17 protein-coding genes and 1 tRNA gene are annotated in these 19,554 nt (G+C 42.5%); 7 read left to right on the forward strand and 11 right to left on the reverse strand.

Annotated features, from left to right (window positions below; genetic code table 11):
- Positions 1–215 precede the first annotated feature (215 nt).
- Both nadB and BC343_RS04825 read left to right on the forward strand, forming a co-directional pair.
- Positions 216–1,808: an L-aspartate oxidase gene (gene nadB / locus BC343_RS04820; protein ID WP_078346606.1), complete on the forward strand. Its 1,593-nt coding sequence runs from the start codon at positions 216–218 to the stop codon at positions 1,806–1,808.
- Positions 1,809–1,819: 11 nt separating this feature from the next.
- Positions 1,820–2,206, forward strand: a complete 387-nt coding sequence (locus BC343_RS04825) for a hypothetical protein (RefSeq protein ID WP_078346607.1) — start codon at positions 1,820–1,822, stop codon at positions 2,204–2,206.
- A 1-nt stretch (position 2,207) separates the two neighbouring features.
- Here BC343_RS04825 and BC343_RS04830 read toward each other — a convergent pair.
- Positions 2,208–2,280: transfer RNA gene (locus tag BC343_RS04830), tRNA-Gly, on the reverse strand.
- A gap of 32 nt (positions 2,281–2,312) precedes the next feature.
- Between BC343_RS04830 and BC343_RS04835 the strand changes: the two genes are divergently transcribed.
- Positions 2,313–2,849, forward strand: coding sequence for a hypothetical protein (locus BC343_RS04835; protein ID WP_078346608.1), 537 nt, complete (start codon positions 2,313–2,315; stop codon positions 2,847–2,849).
- 4 nt (positions 2,850–2,853) lie between these two features.
- The gene (locus BC343_RS04840; RefSeq protein WP_078346609.1) at positions 2,854–3,366 is read left to right on the forward strand and encodes a gamma carbonic anhydrase family protein; all 513 of its coding nucleotides are present in this window, start codon (positions 2,854–2,856) and stop codon (positions 3,364–3,366) included.
- Here BC343_RS04840 and BC343_RS04845 read toward each other — a convergent pair.
- The 5 genes from BC343_RS04845 to BC343_RS04860 all read right to left on the reverse strand — a co-directional run bounded on the left by BC343_RS04845 (position 3,356) and on the right by BC343_RS04860 (position 9,820).
- Positions 3,356–4,918: an Ig-like domain-containing protein gene (locus BC343_RS04845; RefSeq protein WP_162276820.1), complete on the reverse strand. Its 1,563-nt coding sequence runs from the start codon at positions 4,916–4,918 to the stop codon at positions 3,356–3,358. The genes BC343_RS04840 and BC343_RS04845 overlap by 11 nt on opposite strands.
- Positions 4,919–5,114: 196 nt before the next feature.
- A complete protein-coding gene (gene mnmG, locus BC343_RS04850) occupies positions 5,115–6,977 on the reverse strand; it encodes a tRNA uridine-5-carboxymethylaminomethyl(34) synthesis enzyme MnmG (RefSeq protein WP_078346611.1) in 1,863 nt (620 codons plus the stop codon).
- A 74-nt stretch (positions 6,978–7,051) separates the two neighbouring features.
- Entirely contained in the window at positions 7,052–7,297 is a 246-nt protein-coding gene (locus tag BC343_RS32050; RefSeq protein WP_449406587.1) for a CBU_0592 family membrane protein, read from the reverse strand.
- A gap of 1 nt (position 7,298) precedes the next feature.
- Positions 7,299–9,167, reverse strand: coding sequence for an ABC-F family ATP-binding cassette domain-containing protein (locus tag BC343_RS04855; protein WP_078346612.1), 1,869 nt, complete (start codon positions 9,165–9,167; stop codon positions 7,299–7,301).
- Positions 9,167–9,820 carry an NAD(P)H-binding protein gene (locus BC343_RS04860; protein ID WP_078346613.1) on the reverse strand — a complete coding sequence of 218 codons (654 nt, stop codon included), beginning with the start codon at positions 9,818–9,820 and terminating at the stop codon, positions 9,167–9,169. The genes BC343_RS04855 and BC343_RS04860 overlap by 1 nt, the downstream gene beginning before the upstream one ends.
- Positions 9,821–10,130: 310 nt before the next feature.
- On the opposite strand from BC343_RS04860, the gene BC343_RS04865 reads away from it, so the two are divergent.
- The 3 genes from BC343_RS04865 to BC343_RS04875 are packed head-to-tail and all read left to right on the forward strand — an operon-like array spanning position 10,131 to position 12,467.
- Positions 10,131–10,907: an MlaE family ABC transporter permease gene (locus tag BC343_RS04865; RefSeq protein WP_078346614.1), complete on the forward strand. Its 777-nt coding sequence runs from the start codon at positions 10,131–10,133 to the stop codon at positions 10,905–10,907.
- Between the two features lies 1 nt (position 10,908).
- Positions 10,909–11,688 carry an ABC transporter ATP-binding protein gene (locus BC343_RS04870; RefSeq protein WP_078346615.1) on the forward strand — a complete coding sequence of 260 codons (780 nt, stop codon included), beginning with the start codon at positions 10,909–10,911 and terminating at the stop codon, positions 11,686–11,688.
- A complete protein-coding gene (locus BC343_RS04875; protein ID WP_078346616.1) occupies positions 11,685–12,467 on the forward strand; it encodes an MlaD family protein in 783 nt (260 codons plus the stop codon). The genes BC343_RS04870 and BC343_RS04875 overlap by 4 nt, the downstream gene beginning before the upstream one ends.
- A gap of 81 nt (positions 12,468–12,548) precedes the next feature.
- Here the strand turns inward: BC343_RS04875 and BC343_RS04880 are convergent, their stop codons facing one another.
- The 5 genes from BC343_RS04880 to BC343_RS04900 all read right to left on the reverse strand — a co-directional run bounded on the left by BC343_RS04880 (position 12,549) and on the right by BC343_RS04900 (position 19,507).
- Positions 12,549–14,663 carry a prolyl oligopeptidase family serine peptidase gene (locus tag BC343_RS04880; protein ID WP_078346617.1) on the reverse strand — a complete coding sequence of 705 codons (2,115 nt, stop codon included), beginning with the start codon at positions 14,661–14,663 and terminating at the stop codon, positions 12,549–12,551.
- Positions 14,664–14,776: 113 nt separating this feature from the next.
- Complete coding sequence (locus BC343_RS04885) at positions 14,777–15,292, reverse strand: glutathione peroxidase (protein ID WP_078346618.1); 516 nt, start codon at positions 15,290–15,292, stop codon at positions 14,777–14,779.
- Positions 15,293–15,334: 42 nt separating this feature from the next.
- Positions 15,335–15,760: an rRNA maturation RNase YbeY gene (gene ybeY / locus BC343_RS04890; RefSeq protein ID WP_078346619.1), complete on the reverse strand. Its 426-nt coding sequence runs from the start codon at positions 15,758–15,760 to the stop codon at positions 15,335–15,337.
- Positions 15,760–16,182, reverse strand: a complete 423-nt coding sequence (locus BC343_RS04895; RefSeq protein ID WP_078346620.1) for an ATP-binding protein — start codon at positions 16,180–16,182, stop codon at positions 15,760–15,762. The genes ybeY and BC343_RS04895 overlap by 1 nt, the downstream gene beginning before the upstream one ends.
- 1 nt (position 16,183) lies before the next feature.
- On the reverse strand, positions 16,184–19,507 hold the full coding sequence (locus tag BC343_RS04900) for a DUF4175 family protein (protein WP_078346621.1): 3,324 nt from the start codon (positions 19,505–19,507) through the stop codon (positions 16,184–16,186).
- Positions 19,508–19,554 lie beyond the last annotated feature (47 nt).

Here is a 19,554-nt window from a genome sequence, read left to right on the forward strand (position 1 = left end):
ATCAAAACTTTAATGTTAATATTTACCTGATCAATAAAATGTTAGCATCGTTGTGAAAGCCGCTTACAAATCGCGCAAAAGTATTGTAAAAAACGGACAAAAACGGAGGTTATAAACACCATGTGCTATTTGCTATTTTTTACTTACACAAAATTAACACGTTTTACCCCGCTTATTAACATTAGTACTAATTTTACACCATATACATACAAAACATGACCAGAACTGTGGATTTCCTGGTGGTAGGTTCGGGCATAGCCGGATTAAGTTTTGCACTTAAAGCTGCAAAGCACGGTAAGGTTCTGATAGTTACAAAAGCCAACGAAGATGAGAGCAACACTAAGTACGCCCAGGGTGGTGTAGCGGTAGTTGTGGATAAAAAAGAGGATTCTTTTGAAAAGCATATAAATGATACCCTAATTGCCGGCGACGGGCTCTGCGACAAAGAAGTTGTTGAAGCCGTTGTTAAGGAAGGGCCGGAGCGCATTAACGAGATTATTGATTACGGAACCAACTTTGACCGTACTAACGAAGGTGAATACGACCTGGCAAAAGAAGGTGGGCATTCCGAATTCCGCGTGTTACATTATAAAGATATCACGGGGTTTGAGATAGAGCGTGCTTTGTTGGAAGAGATACACCGCGAACCGAACATCGAAATATTGACGCATTACTTTGCTGTTGATATCATCACCCAACACCATTTGGGTGAGCTGGTAAAGAAATCATCAGATAATATTACCTGTTACGGTATTTATGCCTTTAACACCGAAACCAATCATGTTGAAAAGATACTGTCGAAAGTTACTGTAATGGCTTCGGGTGGTGCCGGGCATATTTACTCAGTAACTACTAATCCAACTATAGCAACAGGCGATGGTGTTGCCATGGTTTACCGTGCTAAAGGAAAAGTTCGGAACATGGAGTTTATCCAGTTTCATCCCACTGCTTTATATAACCCGGGCGAATATCCCTCGTTTTTGATATCAGAAGCAGTGCGTGGTTTCGGTGGCGTGCTCAAACGTACTAACGGCGAGGAATTTATGTACGAGTACGATGAGCGTGGCTCGTTGGCTCCCCGCGATATTGTTGCACGAGCCATTGATGCCGAGATAAAGAAATCCGGGGAGGATTTTGTGTACCTGGATGTAAGGCATCGAAAGAAGAAAGATATACTGCAGCACTTCCCTAATATTTATGCCAAGTGCTTAGAAATGGGTATAGATATGACGCGCGATATGATACCCGTAGCGCCGGCATGCCATTATATGTGTGGGGGTATTTTGGTAGATCATAGCGGCCGTTCCTCTATACATCAATTATATGCCTGCGGCGAATGCTCATCAACAGGGCTGCATGGCGCTAACCGGTTAGCTTCTAATTCGTTATTAGAAGCATTGGTTTTTGCACATCGTATTTATAAAGATGCCATAGTGGCTTTCTCAGAATTTCAATTGCCTGCTAATATTCCCGATTGGGATGAACATGGGGTTAAACTTTCTAACGAAGATATTTTAGTTACCCACAACATCCGCGAAATGCAAAAGCTGATGAACGACTATGTAGGTATAGTTCGGTCCGACTTTAGGTTAGACCGGGCAATGCGCAGGCTGCGTTTGCTTTATGAAGAAACTGAGGATTTTTATAAGCAAACCAAAGTATCAGTAAAGTTATGTGAGTTGCGTAACCTGATACAGGTAAGTTACCTGGTAGTAAAATCGGCTATGGCCAGGCACGAGAGTAGGGGATTACATTATACCACAGATTATCCCGAGCATGCGGATATATTGGCAGACACGGTATTTTAAAGTTTTATTAAGTGGGAATCTCAAGTTTTTTTAAAAGGATAATTCAAAACGCTCGGGAAAGTAGAACCGATGGAGATAAGCCAGTGCTTTATAATAGGGACGGAAAGCTTTTCCTTATTAAGGAAAAGGAGCTGTTTGCAATGACAAACGATTCTACTCCAAAAGAACGGCGTATTATAAGTGATGAGGTTTTTGAAAGTGATTCTTTCGTTAAAGAAATATTAGCATTTGCACTTTGGAAATATAATGAGAATAAGTGTGATTATTCCATCGCGAAGCAATGCCTTTTAGAAATGGCTGATATACGGTCAACAGAAATGCAGGCCGATAAAGTTATTGAGAATTTAAAATTGTGGAATAGGCTTATAAAAGAAAAGTATAATGAGGAAGGAGAATAAGAGCGGAAAACGGGATTCGAACCCGCGGCCTTCAGTTTGGGAAACTGACGCTCTACCGACTGAGCTATTTCCGCTTTTTTAATAGCACGCTAAAGTATAGTTTTTAATGGACAAAAAAGAAAAGTATGTTGATATAGGTATTCTGGTTTTGCTGGGATTATTTATTGCTATTGCATTGAATAACTTTTTCAGGGCCGATCTTATTATAAGCGTGAATACATATGCAGGAATTGGTTTTTGGACCGCCGTGTTGTTTCTTAATATAATTGGCAATAAAAAATCAAAATATCTGCTCTTTATCGCGCTGTTCTTATACATGCTTAATATTATTGATTTTAGTGCAACCCGCTTATCAGTTAGTTTGAATTATAACACCGGTAAGGTAATTTATCATCCTATTAGTTTTAATCCGGTTGGCGCTATTTTGTTCATCGTTTATTGGATATACAACAAAAACGTTATCAGAAAAATATACACGCCTACAGTGGAAGAGGATGAAGCTAAACTTTCTAAAAATCTGGAATTTTATAAGAATAAGTTTAGCCAATGTTCTAAAGAAGAGCTAACAGAGTTATATAAAAATTACCGCAGTTATCCTGTGGAAGCGCAGGTTGTGTTAGATAAATTGATAAAAGAGGATTGAAATTATGCCTTTAATACTTCCCGTAAAAGATAAAGTCCCGGTATGGGGTGAAGATTGTTTTATTGCCGAGAATGCTACTATAGTTGGTGATGTGGTAATGGGCGATAATTGCTCAGTATGGTTTAATGCGGTTATCCGCGGCGATGTGCATTATATCAAAATAGGCAATAATACTAATATACAGGACGGCGCTTGTATACACGCTACTTATTTAAAGGCACCAACTAACATAGGCGACAATGTTTCTATTGGCCATAACGCTATTGTGCATGGCTGTACGCTGCAGAATAACGTTTTGGTAGGCATGGGTGCCATTGTAATGGATGATGCCGTGGTAGAGGAGTATGTAATAATAGGGGCAGGGTCGGTAGTGTTAGAACGTACCGTTTGCGAATCGGGCTATTTATATGCCGGCTCTCCGGCAAAAAAAATAAAGCCTCTTACCGATGAGCAAAAGGCTTTATTAAATAAACTGCCGCAAAACTATATTATGTATTCCGGGTGGTTTAAGGATTAGTTTGTTCCTTAGGTATTTCCAATGGTTCTTCTGCTTCCCAATTGGCTCGTAATACTAATTCTTTTGGGCTAACCCAAATGGTTTCCGGCTGCTCGCGCCTGCGTACGTTACCACTATCCCAGCGGCCGTTTTTATTGGCATCGTAAACTACTCTTAAAGTGTATTTGGTTGTGAGGTAGTTTTTATAAACTAAGGTAGTATTCTTGGTTACGATATCACTTCTTAATACATTTTTTCCTTCTTCCAGTATTTCTACTATGTAAGCTTTACCGGTATCTGCAGGTACGCTTACTTTAAGTGTGAGCTGGCTATAGTTCTCAGGTTTATCTACAGTAAAATTTTTTCCGCCCTTTTTATTCTTATCGCCATAAATGTCCGTGAAAGCACCGTCATTCAGTACGAGCTGGTATTTAGAATTTACCCGCCAGCGGTATTTCATATTATACCTTCTTAACAAAGTATCTTTCTGCAAAGTGTATGTGGTAACCGGTATCGAATCTTCCAATAGTTGAATTTGCGATTGATCGAAGCTTTCTAATGGGAAGTTTGCTATAATACCAAGGTCGGTACCCGGTTTTAGTTTATCGTTCTTGTTGATACCAAAACTGAAGAATAGCGTGCGCTGGAAGGTTTCGTTTTTACCCTTATTCTGATAAATAGTATCGATGGGTTTATTGTTATCTAAAATAGCAACACTTAACGAATCGAAAGCCATGCTGCGCATGTACACCACTGCCGTGTCTTTTGTCTTGGTAAACTCTACTATTTTTTGGTTATCCAGTTCAGCGGGATATAATACTTTTAACGATGGCTTTTGTACAGGTCTGTTAAACACCAGTGATAGTTTGCCATCCTGCGTGAATTTCTTTTCTGCAACACGGAAATTTTCGGGTACCTGCTTAAATAGTTTTAATAATATGTTGGAGCTGTCCTTATCAACTTTTACCGGATTTTTTGCAAAAGCGATAAGGTCGTTATCATTGTTGAATATCTTATCCGGGCTGCTCTCCTTAAGTGCATAAATGCGGTAGGTATTTTCAGCAAGGTTATTCAATGAGAAATTACCCGCAGTATCTGTAGTGGTAAAAATAGCAGGCTTCTTTTTTCCGAACAATAAAGAGTCTTCTTTTAAAGGAAATAAAAAGACCGTTGCTTCTTTTTCTTTTAAGCCGGTTATAGAATTAATAACATTTCCCGAAAGGCTCAACGAGTCGATGTGCGGGCCGGTAGAAAAAACGTAGGTGAAATTTTTAAGCACATTGCTTTCGTTCACGTCGGCAATGGCTTTACCAAAGTTTATCACGTAAGTAGTATTCTTTAGCAGCGTATCTTTAAAATCAATGATCAGGCTTTTCTTGCTGATCTTGTACTCGGGTTGTTTTTCCTGAGCCGGGCTAATGCTTATTTCCTGGTATTGGTTGCTCAGTTTGAAATACTCGTCAAAGTCCAGTTGAATTTGTTTCGCTTTAAAATTTCGGGTCTGGTCTTCGGGAGTTGCCTTCAATAATTTAGGTGGAGTGAGGTCGCGCGGGCCACCTTGCGGTTTTTGCATGGCCGCGCAGCCACAAATCAGTAAAAAGCATAAAACGGGGATGAAATTTTTAAGAAAAAATACCGGTTTTTGATTTAACATACTTTTTATGCCTTTTAAGCGATTTTTGTGTTTTTATGAACCCTGATATTAAAAATTGAAAATAATGCTTTATAAAAGATATTTTATAAATATCTAAAAATCAGTTATTTAACTACTATCTCGACACATGAACCATTAAAACCGACACATCTGACGGAGAAACGCCCGAAATGCGCGATGCCTGGCCTAAAGTGCGTGGTTTTATCTTCTTCAATTTTTCTCGAGCCTCTTTTGAAAGAGAGACGAGTTGGCTGTAATCGAATTCCGGATTGATCTCGCGATCTTCCATTTTTTTCATGCGCTCAACTATTTCCAGTTCTTTTATGAAGTAACTCTCATATTTGATTTTTATTTCAGCCTGCTCGATAGTTTCTTTATCGAAGGCAGAAAGTTTATCCTCCAAAGATGAATCGACTTTTCTCAACTCTTTAAAACCTAATTGAGGGCGGCCCAATAGGCTGAATAGTTTTACTGCCTGGTTTAACGGGCTGGTTCCTACTTCTTCTAAAAGTTTATTTGCAGTAGCAGGGTCGATACTTTTGGCTCGGGTGAAAGCTACAATATCATCAGAGTTCTTGATCTTGGCATTTACCTTATCCATACGCTCATCACTTATCAAACCTAATTCATGGCCCATACCGCTTAGCCTGATATCGGCATTATCCTGACGGAGCAATAAACGATGCTCGGCTCGCGAGGTAAACATGCGATAAGGTTCTTCGGTACCTTTTGTTACCAGGTCATCTATTAATACACCGATGTACGATTCAGATCTTTTCAGTATCAGCTCATGCTTATCGTTTATTTTTTGATGTGCATTTATACCAGCTATAAAACCTTGCGACGCAGCTTCTTCATAACCGGTAGTTCCGTTTATTTGCCCGGCGAAATATAGGTTGCTTATCAGTTTGGTTTCTAACGTTAAGCCTAATTGCGTAGGAGGGAAGAAGTCGTACTCGATAGCATACCCCGGGCGGAACATCTTCGCATTCTCGAAACCCGGTATTTTGGTTAAAGCTTTATACTGTACATCTTCGGGTAGTGAGGTTGAGAAACCATTTACATATATCTCACAAGTGTTCCAGCCTTCAGGTTCTACAAATATTTGGTGACGATCGCGCTCTGCAAAGCGGTTTATTTTATCTTCAATGGATGGGCAATAACGAGGGCCTAAACCTTTTATCCTACCGGTAAACATAGGCGAACGCTCGAAGCCTTCTTTCAAAGTTTCGTGCACATCTGGGTTGGTATAGGTTATCCAGCAGCAGCGTTGATCGGTAGCTAAGGGCACATCTGTATAAGAGAATCTCCCGCGTTCTTCATCGCCCCATTGTTCTTCCATTAAAGAATAGTTTAAAGAACGTCCGTCAATACGGGGAGGAGTACCTGTTTTCATCCTGCCTGCTTCAAAGCCCAGGGTCACTAATTGTTCAGTTAAACCTGTTGCAGCTTTCTCTCCCGTACGGCCACCACCAAATCTTTTCTCGCCGATATGTATAACACCATTCAGAAAAGTACCATTGGTTAATACTACGGCATCACATTCTATCTCTATACCTAAGGATGTTTTCACACCTGCAACGGTATTTCCCTTTACTAAAAGAGAGGTAACGGTGTCCTGCCAAAAGTCGACGTTCGGTGTTTTTTCTAAGGCAATTCTCCACTCTTCAGCAAAGCGCATGCGGTCGCTTTGTGCTCGTGGGCTCCACATAGCGGGCCCTTTGCTTAGGTTTAACATCCTAAATTGAAGAGAAGTTTTATCGGTAATGATACCCGAGTAACCACCCAGTGCATCTACCTCGCGTACTATTTGCCCTTTAGCAACACCGCCCATAGCGGGGTTACAACTCATCTGGGCAATGGTACCCATAGTCATGGTTATCAGTAAAACTGATGAACCTAAGTTAGCTGCTGCTGCCGCGGCTTCGCAGCCTGCGTGCCCTGCACCAACTACTATTACGTTATATTTCTTAAACATAATACCTCCATGTTCCACGTGGAACAGTATCTAATTATTAAAAATAAACGTTCCACGTGGAACGTTTTATATCTCTATTTCTCGGATGTTCCACGTGGAACAATAAAAGAATACGCGGCGAATGATGCCCAAATAGCTTCTAACACAATAAAAGGATAGAAGCTTATCATATATGATGATAGGCAGCATAAACCTGCACCTATAAAGTTCATTCCGCTATACCAACGGCTATTGGGGCTTAGCTTCTTGTATAAATTCAAAACAAAAGCGCCCAATAGTATAATAACTCCTATGGATGCGATAATGTCTGATAGCTTCATATTAGGCTTCCTTTAGTTCAGATAGCTCCATCCAACGCATGCTTTTTTCGTCTATCTGGCTGTTAAGCTTCGCTATACTTTCAGATAGTTCCTGTATTTTTTTAGCATCAAGGCCGGTGGAGTTTAGCTGTTCAGAAGTCGTTTTTAGCTTATCCTCTAAGTCGGCTATATCTTTTTCTAAACCCTGAAGCTCTTTCTCCTCTTTAAAGCTTAGTTTACTTTTCTTAGGAATTTCTACAACGGGTGCAGACACAGCGGGTGCAGGTTTCTTAGCAGCCTGCTTGCTCTCTTCTAATTCAAGCCTGTACGATGAATAGTTGCCGTTGTATATACGTACACCACCATTGCCTTCCATAATGAATAGCTGCTCTGCCATTTTATCCAACAAGTACCTGTCGTGCGATACGATCATTAATATACCAGGGTATGTAGTCAGGAATTCTTCCAATACGTTTAGTGTATCAATATCCAAATCGTTGGTAGGCTCATCCAGTATCAGGAAGTTAGGATTCTTCATCAAAATGCTCATCAGGTGAAGGCGTTTCTTTTCGCCACCGCTGAGTTTTGCCACCATGCCGTATTGCTTGGCAGGAGGGAAGAGGAATAGTGTGAGCAATGCCGAAGCTGATATTTGTTTCCCATCAGCCATGGTGATAAACTCGGCAACATTCTTTACAATGTCTATTACGCGCTCATCTTCTTTAAAGGCTAAACCTGCCTGGTTAAAGTAACCTATTACCGTTGTTTCGCCTTTTACTATTTCGCCGCTATCGGGCTTAAGAGAGTCGGTGATTAGGTTCAGTAAGGTGGATTTACCGCTTCCATTCCTGCCGGCAAGCCCTATGCGGTCGCCTTTTTTGAAGATGTAGCTAAAATCTTTTATGTAGGTGTTACCATTGAAGCCTTTGGTAACATGGTGCATTTCCATTATTTTGTTACCCTGGCGTGCTATTTTCACGCTCAGCTCAACATCCTGCTTGGTATTATGGCTTTTGGTTTTTGCTTCCAGATCGTAATAAGCATCTATCCTCGCTTTTGATTTGGTACCACGGGCCTGCGGTTGGCGGCGCATCCATTCCAACTCTTTCTTTAATAGCTGCGAGTTTTTCTGAAATGAAGCTTCGTCGCTTGCTTCGCGTTCAGCTTTCTTCTCCAGGTAGTAACCATAGTTGCCTACGTAGGGGATAACCTTGCCACGGTCTATCTCCAATATCTCGTTACATACGTTATCCAAAAAGTACCGGTCGTGCGTTACCATCAAAATGGTTTTGCTGCCTTCGGTAAGTAATTTCTCCAGCCACTCTATAGTATCAATATCTAAGTGGTTGGTAGGCTCATCCAAAATGTATATCTCCGGGTCTTCAATAAGCAACTTTGCAAGAGCCAATCGTTTCTTTTGTCCGCCTGATAAAATACTGATGCGCTGGGCAAGGTGATGAATATCTAATCTACCCAAAATGGTCTTGATCTTATACTCATATTCCCAGGCATCAACCTCGCTCATGTCAGCCATTACTTTTTCCAACTCCTTCATATTTTCAGGGTCGTTCTCCATCAACTCTTCGTAGCGGCGAATCAGTTGCTGCTGCTTGTTATCAGCATGGAAAATGTAATCGCTTATGGTAACGGCATCTTTAAAATGAGGGTCCTGCTCCAGGTAACCTACCTTAAGCCCTTTGGCTTGTGCCACTTTACCTTCGGTAGGGTTTATATAGCCCGAAAGTATTTTAAGCAGTGTAGATTTACCCGCGCCATTAACACCCACTAACGCCACCCTGCGGCCGCGGTTAATGCCAATGGTTAAGTTTTTAAATAACCAGTTATCATGAAAAGAGTGGCCAAGGCTCTCGGCCGAAATGTAAGTACTCACTAAGCGTTTATTATTTGGTCAAATGTATAAGTGTGTATGCCGGGCGCAGCTTTCAGCGAGTTTTTGTACATCGCGTTAGCAACCTGCTGTGCGGTAATGCTGCGGTATTTTCGCCAGCTGCCTATAAACAGGTGGTCTAATACCTTAAATATTCCTACAAATATGTTCTCCAGTGGCCGGTTCTCCTGCCTGCCACCATATAGCATAGATGGCTGATAAATATGCAGGCTTTCAAAACCAACAAGTTTTAAAGCTTCTTCCAACTCGCCTTTTAATTTGATATAAAAGGTTGATGAACCGGCATTAGCGCCAACCGCCGATACCAGCTGAAACTGGCGCACCCCGTTAGCTTTAGCTATTGCTGCAATTTGCAGGGGGTAGTCGTGGTCTATTTTTCTGTACTGTTCGGCATCCGGTGTTTTAGCTTTAGTTGTGCCGAGGCAACTGAATATTACATCAGCTTTTATGTCCGCTGTATGTTTATCCAGATCGTCAAAATTGATAACTAATTGCTTCAACTTTGTATGTGTAATGGTTAAGTGCTTGCGCACCAATATCACTACTTCATCAAATTCGGCACTGGCAAGCAATATGTCGAGCAGTTTACTGCCCACAAGCCCGCTTGCGCCAACTATTATTGCCTTATATCCCATTGATGCCCAGTTTAAAATGCAAAAATACGCATTATTAAAATAGTGTGCTTTTAAGCGTGTTTTTGTAATGTAAAAGATGATATGATAACTGATATATAGATTTTTATTTATAAATAATTGAAAATCAGATAAATATAATTTATATACATGCGGTACCCTTTGTAAACAAATCAAACTCACCCTATGTTATCCATTTAACCAGTTATACTACATATAATAGTTTTATGCGGCTGTAGGCTATAAAAAATAGCACAGCTGCAAAAACAAACCTTTATTATTTTGTTTATAACCGGCAAGTAATTAGATAATTATGGCAGAGCAGGCATTAACCGGTTATAGAAAATGGATGGAAGGCGTTGGCGAGCAGGGAGTTTTCTTTGCCCGGTTCTTCCGTAACATATTTACCGGCGGCTTCGAGTGGAATGAATTTGTACGCCAGTGTTACGAAATAGGGTACAAATCGTTCATGCTGGTGGGGCTCACTTCATTTATTATGGGTTTAGTACTCATCCTGCAGTTGCGCCCATCGATGGTAGAAATGGGTGCCGAAAGTATGCTGCCGAAAACGCTGGCCGTATCGTTCATCCGCGAAATGGGGCCGGTTATTACCGCTATTATTTGCGCAGGTAAAATTGCATCGAGCATAGGCGCCGAGCTGGGCAGTATGAAAGTAACTGAGCAAATAGATGCCATGGAAGTATCGGGCGCCAACCCTATGCAATACCTGGTGGTTACGCGCATTTTAGCCACTAGCCTTATGGTACCGCTACTGGCCTTAATGGGCGATGTTATAGGGCTGTTCGGCGGTTACCTGGCCTTAAACTTTACCGACGCTATTAGCTTCCCCTTATATTTTCGCAAGTGTATCTCTTCACTGGAGTTTATTGATTTTTTGCCAGCCCTGGTTAAAACCGTGTTCTTCGGTTTTGCTATTGGCTTTGTAGGTTGTTACAAAGGTTTTCATTCCGATAAGGGAACCGAGAGCGTAGGGCTTGCTGCCAACTCCGCCGTGGTTACTGCTTCGCTGTGGATATTTGTGATAGATGCCTTTGCAGTTCAGTTAACCAACATTTTATTTTATAACTGATATGCAAAAGCCTGAGAACCATAGCCATATTTCGGATGCTGCCAACGAGGTTGTGGTAGACATTCAGCATATCTCTAAAACCTTTGGCGATAACGAGGTGCTGAAGGATATAAGCCTTCAGGTACACAGGGGAGAGAATGTTGTAGTGCTTGGCAAGTCGGGACAGGGTAAATCTGTAACCATACAATGTATCGTAGGCCTGCTGCATCCCGATAGCGGCAGTGTGAAGGTATTTGGGGATGAGGTAGCCAACCTGAGCGATAAAAAGCTTAAAGAGCTGCGCACTAAAGTGGGCTTCCTTTTCCAGAGCGGAGCTTTGTACGATTCCATGACCGTGCGCGAGAACCTTGAGTTTCCGCTTACACGGGTTTTAAAGATGAAAGACAAGCAAGAGATAGATAACCGCGTACAGGAGGTATTAGAAGGCGTAGGATTGATAGATGCGATAGACAAAATGCCATCAGACCTGTCAGGCGGTATGCGTAAGCGGGTAGGCCTTGCGCGCACTCTGATTGTAAAGCCTGAGATAATGCTTTATGATGAACCTACTACCGGCTTAGATCCTATCACTTCGCGCGAGATAAGCCAACTGATACTAAACATGCAAAAGAAGTATAAAACAGCCTCGATCATCATCACCCATGATATGGAATGTGCCAAAATAACCGGCGACCGCGTGGTGATCATGAACGAAGGCGAATATATAGCCGAGGGCACGTTCGACGAACTTGAATCGTCTGACGATGAACTGGTAAGCTCATTTTTTAACCAAACAGTATGAAAACCACATCATCACAAAAAATAAAAATAGGGGTATTCACCATTATCGGGTTCGTAATACTGCTGCTGGGCGTTTTCTTCATTGGCAACCAAAAAAGCCTGTTCAATTCTACCTTTAGGGTTTACGGCATGTTTAAAAATGTGAACGGGCTTACGGTAGGCAATAACGTGCGTTTTGCGGGCATTAATGTTGGCGTGGTAGAAAGTATCAACATCGTAACCGATAGTTCGGTAAGGGTAGATCTGAGCTTGAATAAGTCGGTAAAAAAGTTTATCAAGAAAGATTCGAAGATGAGCATAGGCAGCGATGGGTTGATGGGGGATAAGCTGGTAATTATAGCGCCCGGTGGCGTTACCAGTACCGAAGAAATAGGCGATAACAATGAATTGAATTCGGTAAACCCGATGGATGTGGATAAGCTATTCAATAAACTGGCTAAAGTTGCCGACAACGCGGAGGAATTAACCACCAACCTATCGCAAATAGTAGCTAAAGTAAATAACGGAAAGGGGAGCATAGGCCGCTTGCTTAACAATGATAAAATTGCCCGCGACCTGGAAGGTACGGTGAAACAAGCTCAAAAAACGATGGTGGGTGTACATGCTACAACAGCTACCTTGAATGAAGACCTAAAGGCGGCTCAGCATAATTTCCTGTTGCGTGGCTTCTTCAAAAAGAAAGAAAAAGCGAAAAAAGCAAGGCAGGATTCCATCAGGAAAGCGCAGGAAGAGAAGTTGAAAGCGAAGCAAAAAGCTGCTGATGATGCTAAGATAAATTAATAAATATCTTATATACAGATATTTAAATAAAAAAGCGCCTGGTTTAGAGGCGCTTTTTTTATGTTCCATGTGGAACATTTTTTAGAATTTGATACCCATGTTTTGGAACATAAAAGCCCACTTATCGGCTTGTTCTGCAATGATTTGCGCGGTCGATTTGCCCGCGCCATGTCCGGCTTTTGTTTCGATACGGATAAGTACCGGTGCGGTACCTTTCTGCATTTCCTGTAAACGCGATGCGAACTTGAATGAGTGCGCGGGAACTACGCGATCGTCATGGTCGGCAGTGGTTACCATGGTTGCAGGGTAATCTGCCGGTTTTATAGCGTGGTAGGGCGAATATTTATACAGGTATTCGAACATCTCTTTAGAATCTTCGGCGGTACCATAATCATAGGCCCAACCTGCACCTGCGGTGAATTTGTTGTAACGTAGCATATCCATTACCCCTACAGCCGGGAAGGCCACCTGGCAAAGATCGGGGCGTTGCGTAATAGTGGCGCCAACTAACAATCCACCGTTAGAACCTCCGGAAACGGCAAGGTATTCCTTCGAAGTGTATTTATTATCGATAAGGTATTGCGCCGCAGCAATAAAATCATCAAAAACGTTCTGTTTCTGCATTTTAGTGCCGGCCAAGTGCCATTTCTCTCCGTACTCGCCGCCGCCGCGCAGGTTAGGGACTGCGTAAATGCCCCCATGCTCCAGCAAAACAATATTAGAAGTACTGAAAGCAGGGGTAAGGCTTACGCTAAAACCACCGTAAGCATAAAGCATTGTTGGGTTTTTGCCATTGAGTACGGTGCCTTTTTTATAGGTAATGATCATAGGTACCTTGGTACCATCCTTAGAAGTGTAGAACACCTGTTTAGATTCATACAATTCCGGGTCGAATTTTACGCCCGATTTTTTGTAAACGGTCGATTTTCCGCTCGCGATATCGTATTTGAAGATGGTGCTTGGGTATACATAAGAGGTGAAGCTGTAATACGTTTCCTTCTCATCTCTCTTAGCACCAAAACCACCCGCGCTGCCTACCGATGGCAATTGAATATCGTGTTCGAATTTGCCGTTCAGGTCATACTGTTTTACCAGCGATGTGGCATCTTTGAGGTATTCGGCGAATATCTTCCCGCCGCCTGTGGATACGCCCAGTACGTTAGGTGTTTCGGCTATCAGATCTTTCCAGTTGGCCGGTTTTGGGTTAGCTGCATCAACCGTAACCAGGCGATAGTTTGGTGCATTCAGGTTGGTGAAGATGTATAGCTTGCTGCCAACGTTATCAATAATGCTGTGCTCTTTTTCAAAGTTATCCACTACATTCACAATAGGACTGTTGGGTTTCGTCATATCCTTAAAATACAACTCGTTGCCGGTTGTAGATGTTGCCGCGGTGATCACCAGGTAATGCTCATCTTCGGTTAAGTATGCACCAATGTAGCGGCGGGGTGTTACATCGCCTCCGAATATCATCTTATCCTCGGTTTGCGGTGTGCCGAGCTTATGGTAATAGAGCTTGTGGTATTGCGTTAGGCCCGCCAGTTCACTGCCTTCTTTTGGTTTATCGTAGCTGCTGTAGTAAAAACCTTCGTTTTTATACCAGGCAATGCCCGAAAATTTCACATTGATCAGCGTATCGCCCACAATGCTTTTAGCAGTTGTTTTAATAACGATGACTTTCCTCCAGTCGGAACCACCCTCTGATATTTGGTAAGCTGCTAAACTACCGTCTTTAGAAAAGTTGATGCCGGCAAGCGATGTAGTACCATCCTTAGAAAATTTGGTAGGATCAAGGAACACCTCGGGCGCGCCATCGCCCAACTGGCGGTATAATAACGATTGGCTTTGTAAACCATCATTTTTATAGAAATAGGTGTATTTACCTTCTTTGAATGGGGCGCTGTATTTCTCATAGTTCCATAATACCTCCAGGCGTTTACGAATGTCTTCGCGGAAAGGTATTTGGCCTAAATAATCTTGTGTTACCTTATTTTCGGCAACAACCCATGCCTTGGTATCTTCGGCACGGTCGTCTTCCTGCCAGCGGTAGGGGTCGGGCACGGTGGTGCCAAAATAGGTATCGGTAACATCGCCTTTTTTAGTTTGCGGGTACGGTAGGGTTTTAATAGTCATTTGTGCGTGTGTATGGCTGCCAATTGCCAGTGCAATTGCCATTGCCGGTATTACTTTTTTCATTGTGGATGCAATAAGAGTTATGGCTAATATAGCAGAAAAATGCTGCTGTAAATAAAAAGAGGCTGTTCCCTATGTGGAAACAGCCTCTTTTTACATTTCAATAAGTTTATTGCTTATAATGCGCTGGTAATAGCAGGATCTAATGGTGTAGTAGCCGACCTGTAGCGATGGATAAGCTTACCGTTCTCATCGATCAGGAATTTTTCGAAATTCCATTTAATATCACCTTTGAAATCAGGGTTATCGGCAGTTGTTAAATATTTGAACAACGGGTCGATATCTAAACCTAACACACTCACTTTACCGCTCATAGGGAAAGTTACTGCGAAGTTATCGTGGCAGAAGTTTTTGATATCTTCGTTAGTACCCGGCTCCTGGCCGCCAAAGTTATTTGCGGGGAAACCTACTACTACCAATTTGTCTTTGTATTGGTCGGCAAGTTTTTGCAGATCGGTGTATTGTTTAGTAAAACCGCATTTAGAGGCAGTATTTACAATAAGAACTTTTTTGCCTTTGAATTTCTTCAGATTAAAGTCTTTACCATCGATAGATTTTAATTTAAAGTCGTATACCGACGAAGGCGCTAATGCAACAAACATCAGCGAAAGGAATAATGCAAGTGTTTTCATTGGTTAAATTTTGAGGCTTAATTTTATAACGTAAAAGTAGCGTTAAAAACCTCGTTCGCCCAAATAATGGTCTTCCTTTAATGTCATTTTTTTCTTGTCGGCAGCGCTTTTGTCTTTATAACCAAGCAAATGCAGCGCACCGTGCACCATTACGCGATGCATTTCATGTGTTTCTGTAACAGCATATTTACCGGCGTTCTCTTTTATACGCTCTACCGAAATAAAGATATCGCCAACAATAAGCCCTTCTTCCTCAGAATTATCAAAGGTGATGATATCGGTATAGGTGTCGTGATCCAGATACTGCTGGTTTATTTGCAATAGGTATTCGTCCGAACAAAAAATGTAGTTAAGCTCGCTAAGTTTAAAACCCTCGGCGATGATGGTATTGGTTAACCATTTACGCACAAGGGTTTTATCTTTCAGCTTATAGCTTAAGCCTTCTTCAAAAAAAGATATTTTGGGCATTATATTTTAAAATGTAGTTCCACCTCGTTGCCTTTCGCATTAAAAATGCACTGGTCGGCAAGGTGTTTTAATATGAATACGCCGCGGCCAGTAAGTTCTTCCAGCCTATCAGGTGCGGTAGGGTCGGCAAGGTTGTTATAGTCAAAGCCTTCGCCTTCGTCGGTAACGGTCCAAATAATGCGTTTGGGTTCTACTTCGGCGTTTATTATTACGATCTTATTGTCGTCGAGTTTGTTGCCATGTACAATGGCATTCACTACAGCCTCGTTAAGGCAGGTCATCATGTTGGCGAAAGTATCTTCGCTCACCTGGAATTTATCGGCAATTTCTTCTATCAATGCCTCCAGTTGCGTAATGCTTTCGTACTTAGATGGTAGTTGTAACGTGTATAACTGCTCCGCCTGCAGGTTTGGCTGCTCCATACTATTTAGCGTTAAGTTGTTCAAAGTAAAGTTTAATTTTTTGCCTGTAATACAAATTTAGTGCCGACGGAACAGTTTTTAGCCGCTCCGTTTGTTTGGCCCTGGTTTGTTCATATTGTTGCAAGGCCTTTATATATCCCGGGGGCATATCGGCAGCTGCACGCGATTCGCGTTTATCATCCTGTTCGCGCTGTTGTTCGGCCTTCTCGGCTTCCAGCAAACGCGACTGAATACGCTGCTGCCTCTTTAATGCTTCATCGGTAATTCTCCTGTTTACGAGATCGTTCTCAGTTTGTTCCATTTCTTTCGAAATTTTATCCAAACCTCCTGCATCGCCCTTTCCATCCTTAATTTGCTCGCGATTATACTGTTGCAAAGTTTGCCTTATCAGCTGTTGCTCACGTGCTAAACGTGCCAATTGCTCGCTCATGCTTTTGCTTCCGCCTAACTGCTGCTGTTGGCCGCTTTTACCTGGCTGCTGCCCCTGTTGCTGCATTTGCTCGCGGGCCTTTTGCATATTTTGGTTCAGTTGCTGCTGCATTTTGGTAAGCTGCGATAATGATGGCTGCCCGCTTTTGCCCTTGCCGCCTTTTTTATTCATCTGCTTTTGCAACTGGTCAAGCGCTTCGCTCAGCATCAACGCCAGGTTGTTCATTGATGTCATAGCAAATTGCTGATTACGCAAAGCTTCGGCTGTTCGGCGGTCGCCAAGTTTTTCCAGCGCCTGGTCAATATTGCTATTGATCGCAGTAACCTCTTTATTAACAGCCGACTGTATTTGCGGCACCCTTTTACTCAGCGAATATAAGCTATCTTCTGCCGTTTTAAGGTTATCCTTTATGCTTTTTTGTGTTTGCGCCAGGCGTGTGTAGGCAGGGTCGAGCGCGTTGGTAGTGCGCAATTGCCCCATCAATTTCTCCTGCCCGAAGGAGCTATTCACTAACGATTTCAGCAATTCGCGCAGTTGGCGTGCATCTACAGCGTTCTCGCTTTCTTCGCCTTCGGCATCCTGCTGCTGCATTTTTTGAGCCAACTGTTTCATTTGCTCCGCCGCCGATTGCTGCGATTTGGAAGCTTGCTTGCGGTTGTTCTTTTTCAGGTTCTCGCTACTTTGCTCCATCTGCTTATCTATCTCCTGCTTCTCTTTCTCAGGGTTTTCAAAGGCTTCTTTTTTGCCATTGGTTTCGTTGGTTTTCTGCAGGTCGTCCAACTGTTTTTTAATGTTATCAAAATCCTTATTCAACTTTTCCTGTTGCTGCAGGTCCTGTTGGCTATTGCCTTCTTTTTCCGTTTTATCGGCCAATTGTTTTTGCTCCTGCGCTAATTGTTCTAATTGGCTTACGGCCTGGTTAAGCTTCTGATCGAACTCCAGTTTTTTGTAAAGCTCCAGTATACGGTCGAGTTCTTTCTTCAGCGAACGGTTGTCGTTCTGCATTTTCGAAAGCTCGTCGCGGGTCGAGTATTTTTGATCCTGATCCAGCAACTGCTGAAGTTTTTGCAGCATTTCGCGGGTTTTCTCGTCGAGTACGTTATTAAACAGGTTCTCTATCTGCTTTTGCTTCTCCAGCAGTTCTTCGTTCTGTTTAAAGTTTTCCTGGCGGTTATAGAGGTTCTTTTTGTTATCCTCTTTAATGTCTTTTACCAATTCGTCCAGGTCCTTGCGTTTTTGCAGCAACTCTTCCACCTGCTTTTTCTCATCAAAGGAGAGGTTTGTTTTATCCAGCAATTGTTGGTTAAGCTTTTGAGCATCCTTCTCTATCTGCCCGGCCAGCTTTGCTGCCGATTGCATTTTGTCTTTCACGGCTTGGGTGCCGGCATTCAATTGGTCGGCGAGGGCTGCCGCATCGGGCACATTTAAGGTGCGCTCCGTCGAACGCGCTGTTTTTGGCCCGCTTACAGCATCGTTATCGGCAACTTCGAAGTAATAAGTTACTTTATCGCCTGGTTTTATGCCGGCATCCTTCAGGTTCCAAAAGTGGAAAAAGCCGCTTTGGGTAGCACCAAGATCCGCTTTTACGGTTTTGCTGAATGCCTTGTCGCCAATTTTGTAATGAAAGGTTAGCGACGAAAAACCATGATCGTCCTGAATTTTCCCGTTGAAATAAAAGGCTTTCAGGCTAATACTGTCGGGTTTTTCTTCCACCTCTATCCCGGGCGCCTCGTCGGCTACAACACTGATACGGTACGATGCTGAATCGCTATGTTTAACGGCATTGTTGAGCGGGCTGATCTTGTAAGACGTATTTGTTAGTATCCTTTCGCGATGCTCAAAAACGTCATCTCCGGACGGTTGAACCTGTGTGCTGTTCCCATTGATGCTAAACAAAAGCGCATTAGTGTTTTGTGTGTGGAACTTCCAGGTAACCGAAGTGCCGGCAGGTAAAGTAAGGTCACCGGCATTGGCTACGGTTTCGTTCTTTTTATGGAGATAAGCAGGGTAGTTCAACTCGGCATCGAAATGAAGCAAAACAGGTTTTAGGTTAACCTTTATCTCGTAAGGCACCGAACTAAAACCGTTACCCAACAGGCGGAACTTTGTGCTTTGTTGTAAATTGCTGAAGAGGTAATGGAAACGGCTGATATTCTCTTTATCCAGTTTGAAAGTATTACTCGCTGTTTCTACATAAACATCCGAAGGTATTTTATCACCGGTAAGTTTGAGTTCCAATTTAAAGTCTTCGCTCTGCACAGCCGACAGGTTTTTATTCATCACTACAAATTGAAACGGCGCAACGGGGGCAAAATACTCGTTATGGCGGATAAGCCTTTTGGTACTTTCGGTTAGTACCGATGGTGCCGCAAATGCTATAACACAAATAATGGCAGCGGGCGGGATAACATATTTGAGGTATTTATTATTCTCGCGAATGTTTACTGCTGAAGGAAAACTTACCGGCTTTAGCGTTTCTATTTTTTGGTTGATGCTGGCTTCTATCAGGCTGCGGTGCTCGGGGTTGTCAAGCGCCTGCTTTTTAAGTTGAAGTGTGTTCAGCAACTTATCGTTCACATCGGTAAAGTGTTTGCCAATGATCTCAGCAGCCTGATCGTGCGTGAGGGTTTTGCCCAATTGCAGGCGCGCCAATAGCGGCGGCACTACCAGCCAGGCCATCAAACCCAAGTTGAGCAAGATGAAGAAATAGAAAAGGATGGTACGGAAAGTAGTATTGAAATTGCCGAAATACTCACCCAGCGTAATAACCACGTACGCCGAAAACAGGCCCGCACCCAAAAATATCAGCCCGCGCAGCAGGTTGTTATAATGGTATTTACGGATGAAGGTGTTGATCTTATCAATCAGCAGGCCATAATTTTCTTCCTGGGTCATAAAAAGGCTAAGCAACAATTTGCCTAATTAAACGAAAATAAGAGTTT

The sequence above is a fragment of the Mucilaginibacter pedocola genome (assembly GCF_002013915.1).
Lineage (GTDB): Bacteria > Bacteroidota > Bacteroidia > Sphingobacteriales > Sphingobacteriaceae > Mucilaginibacter > Mucilaginibacter pedocola.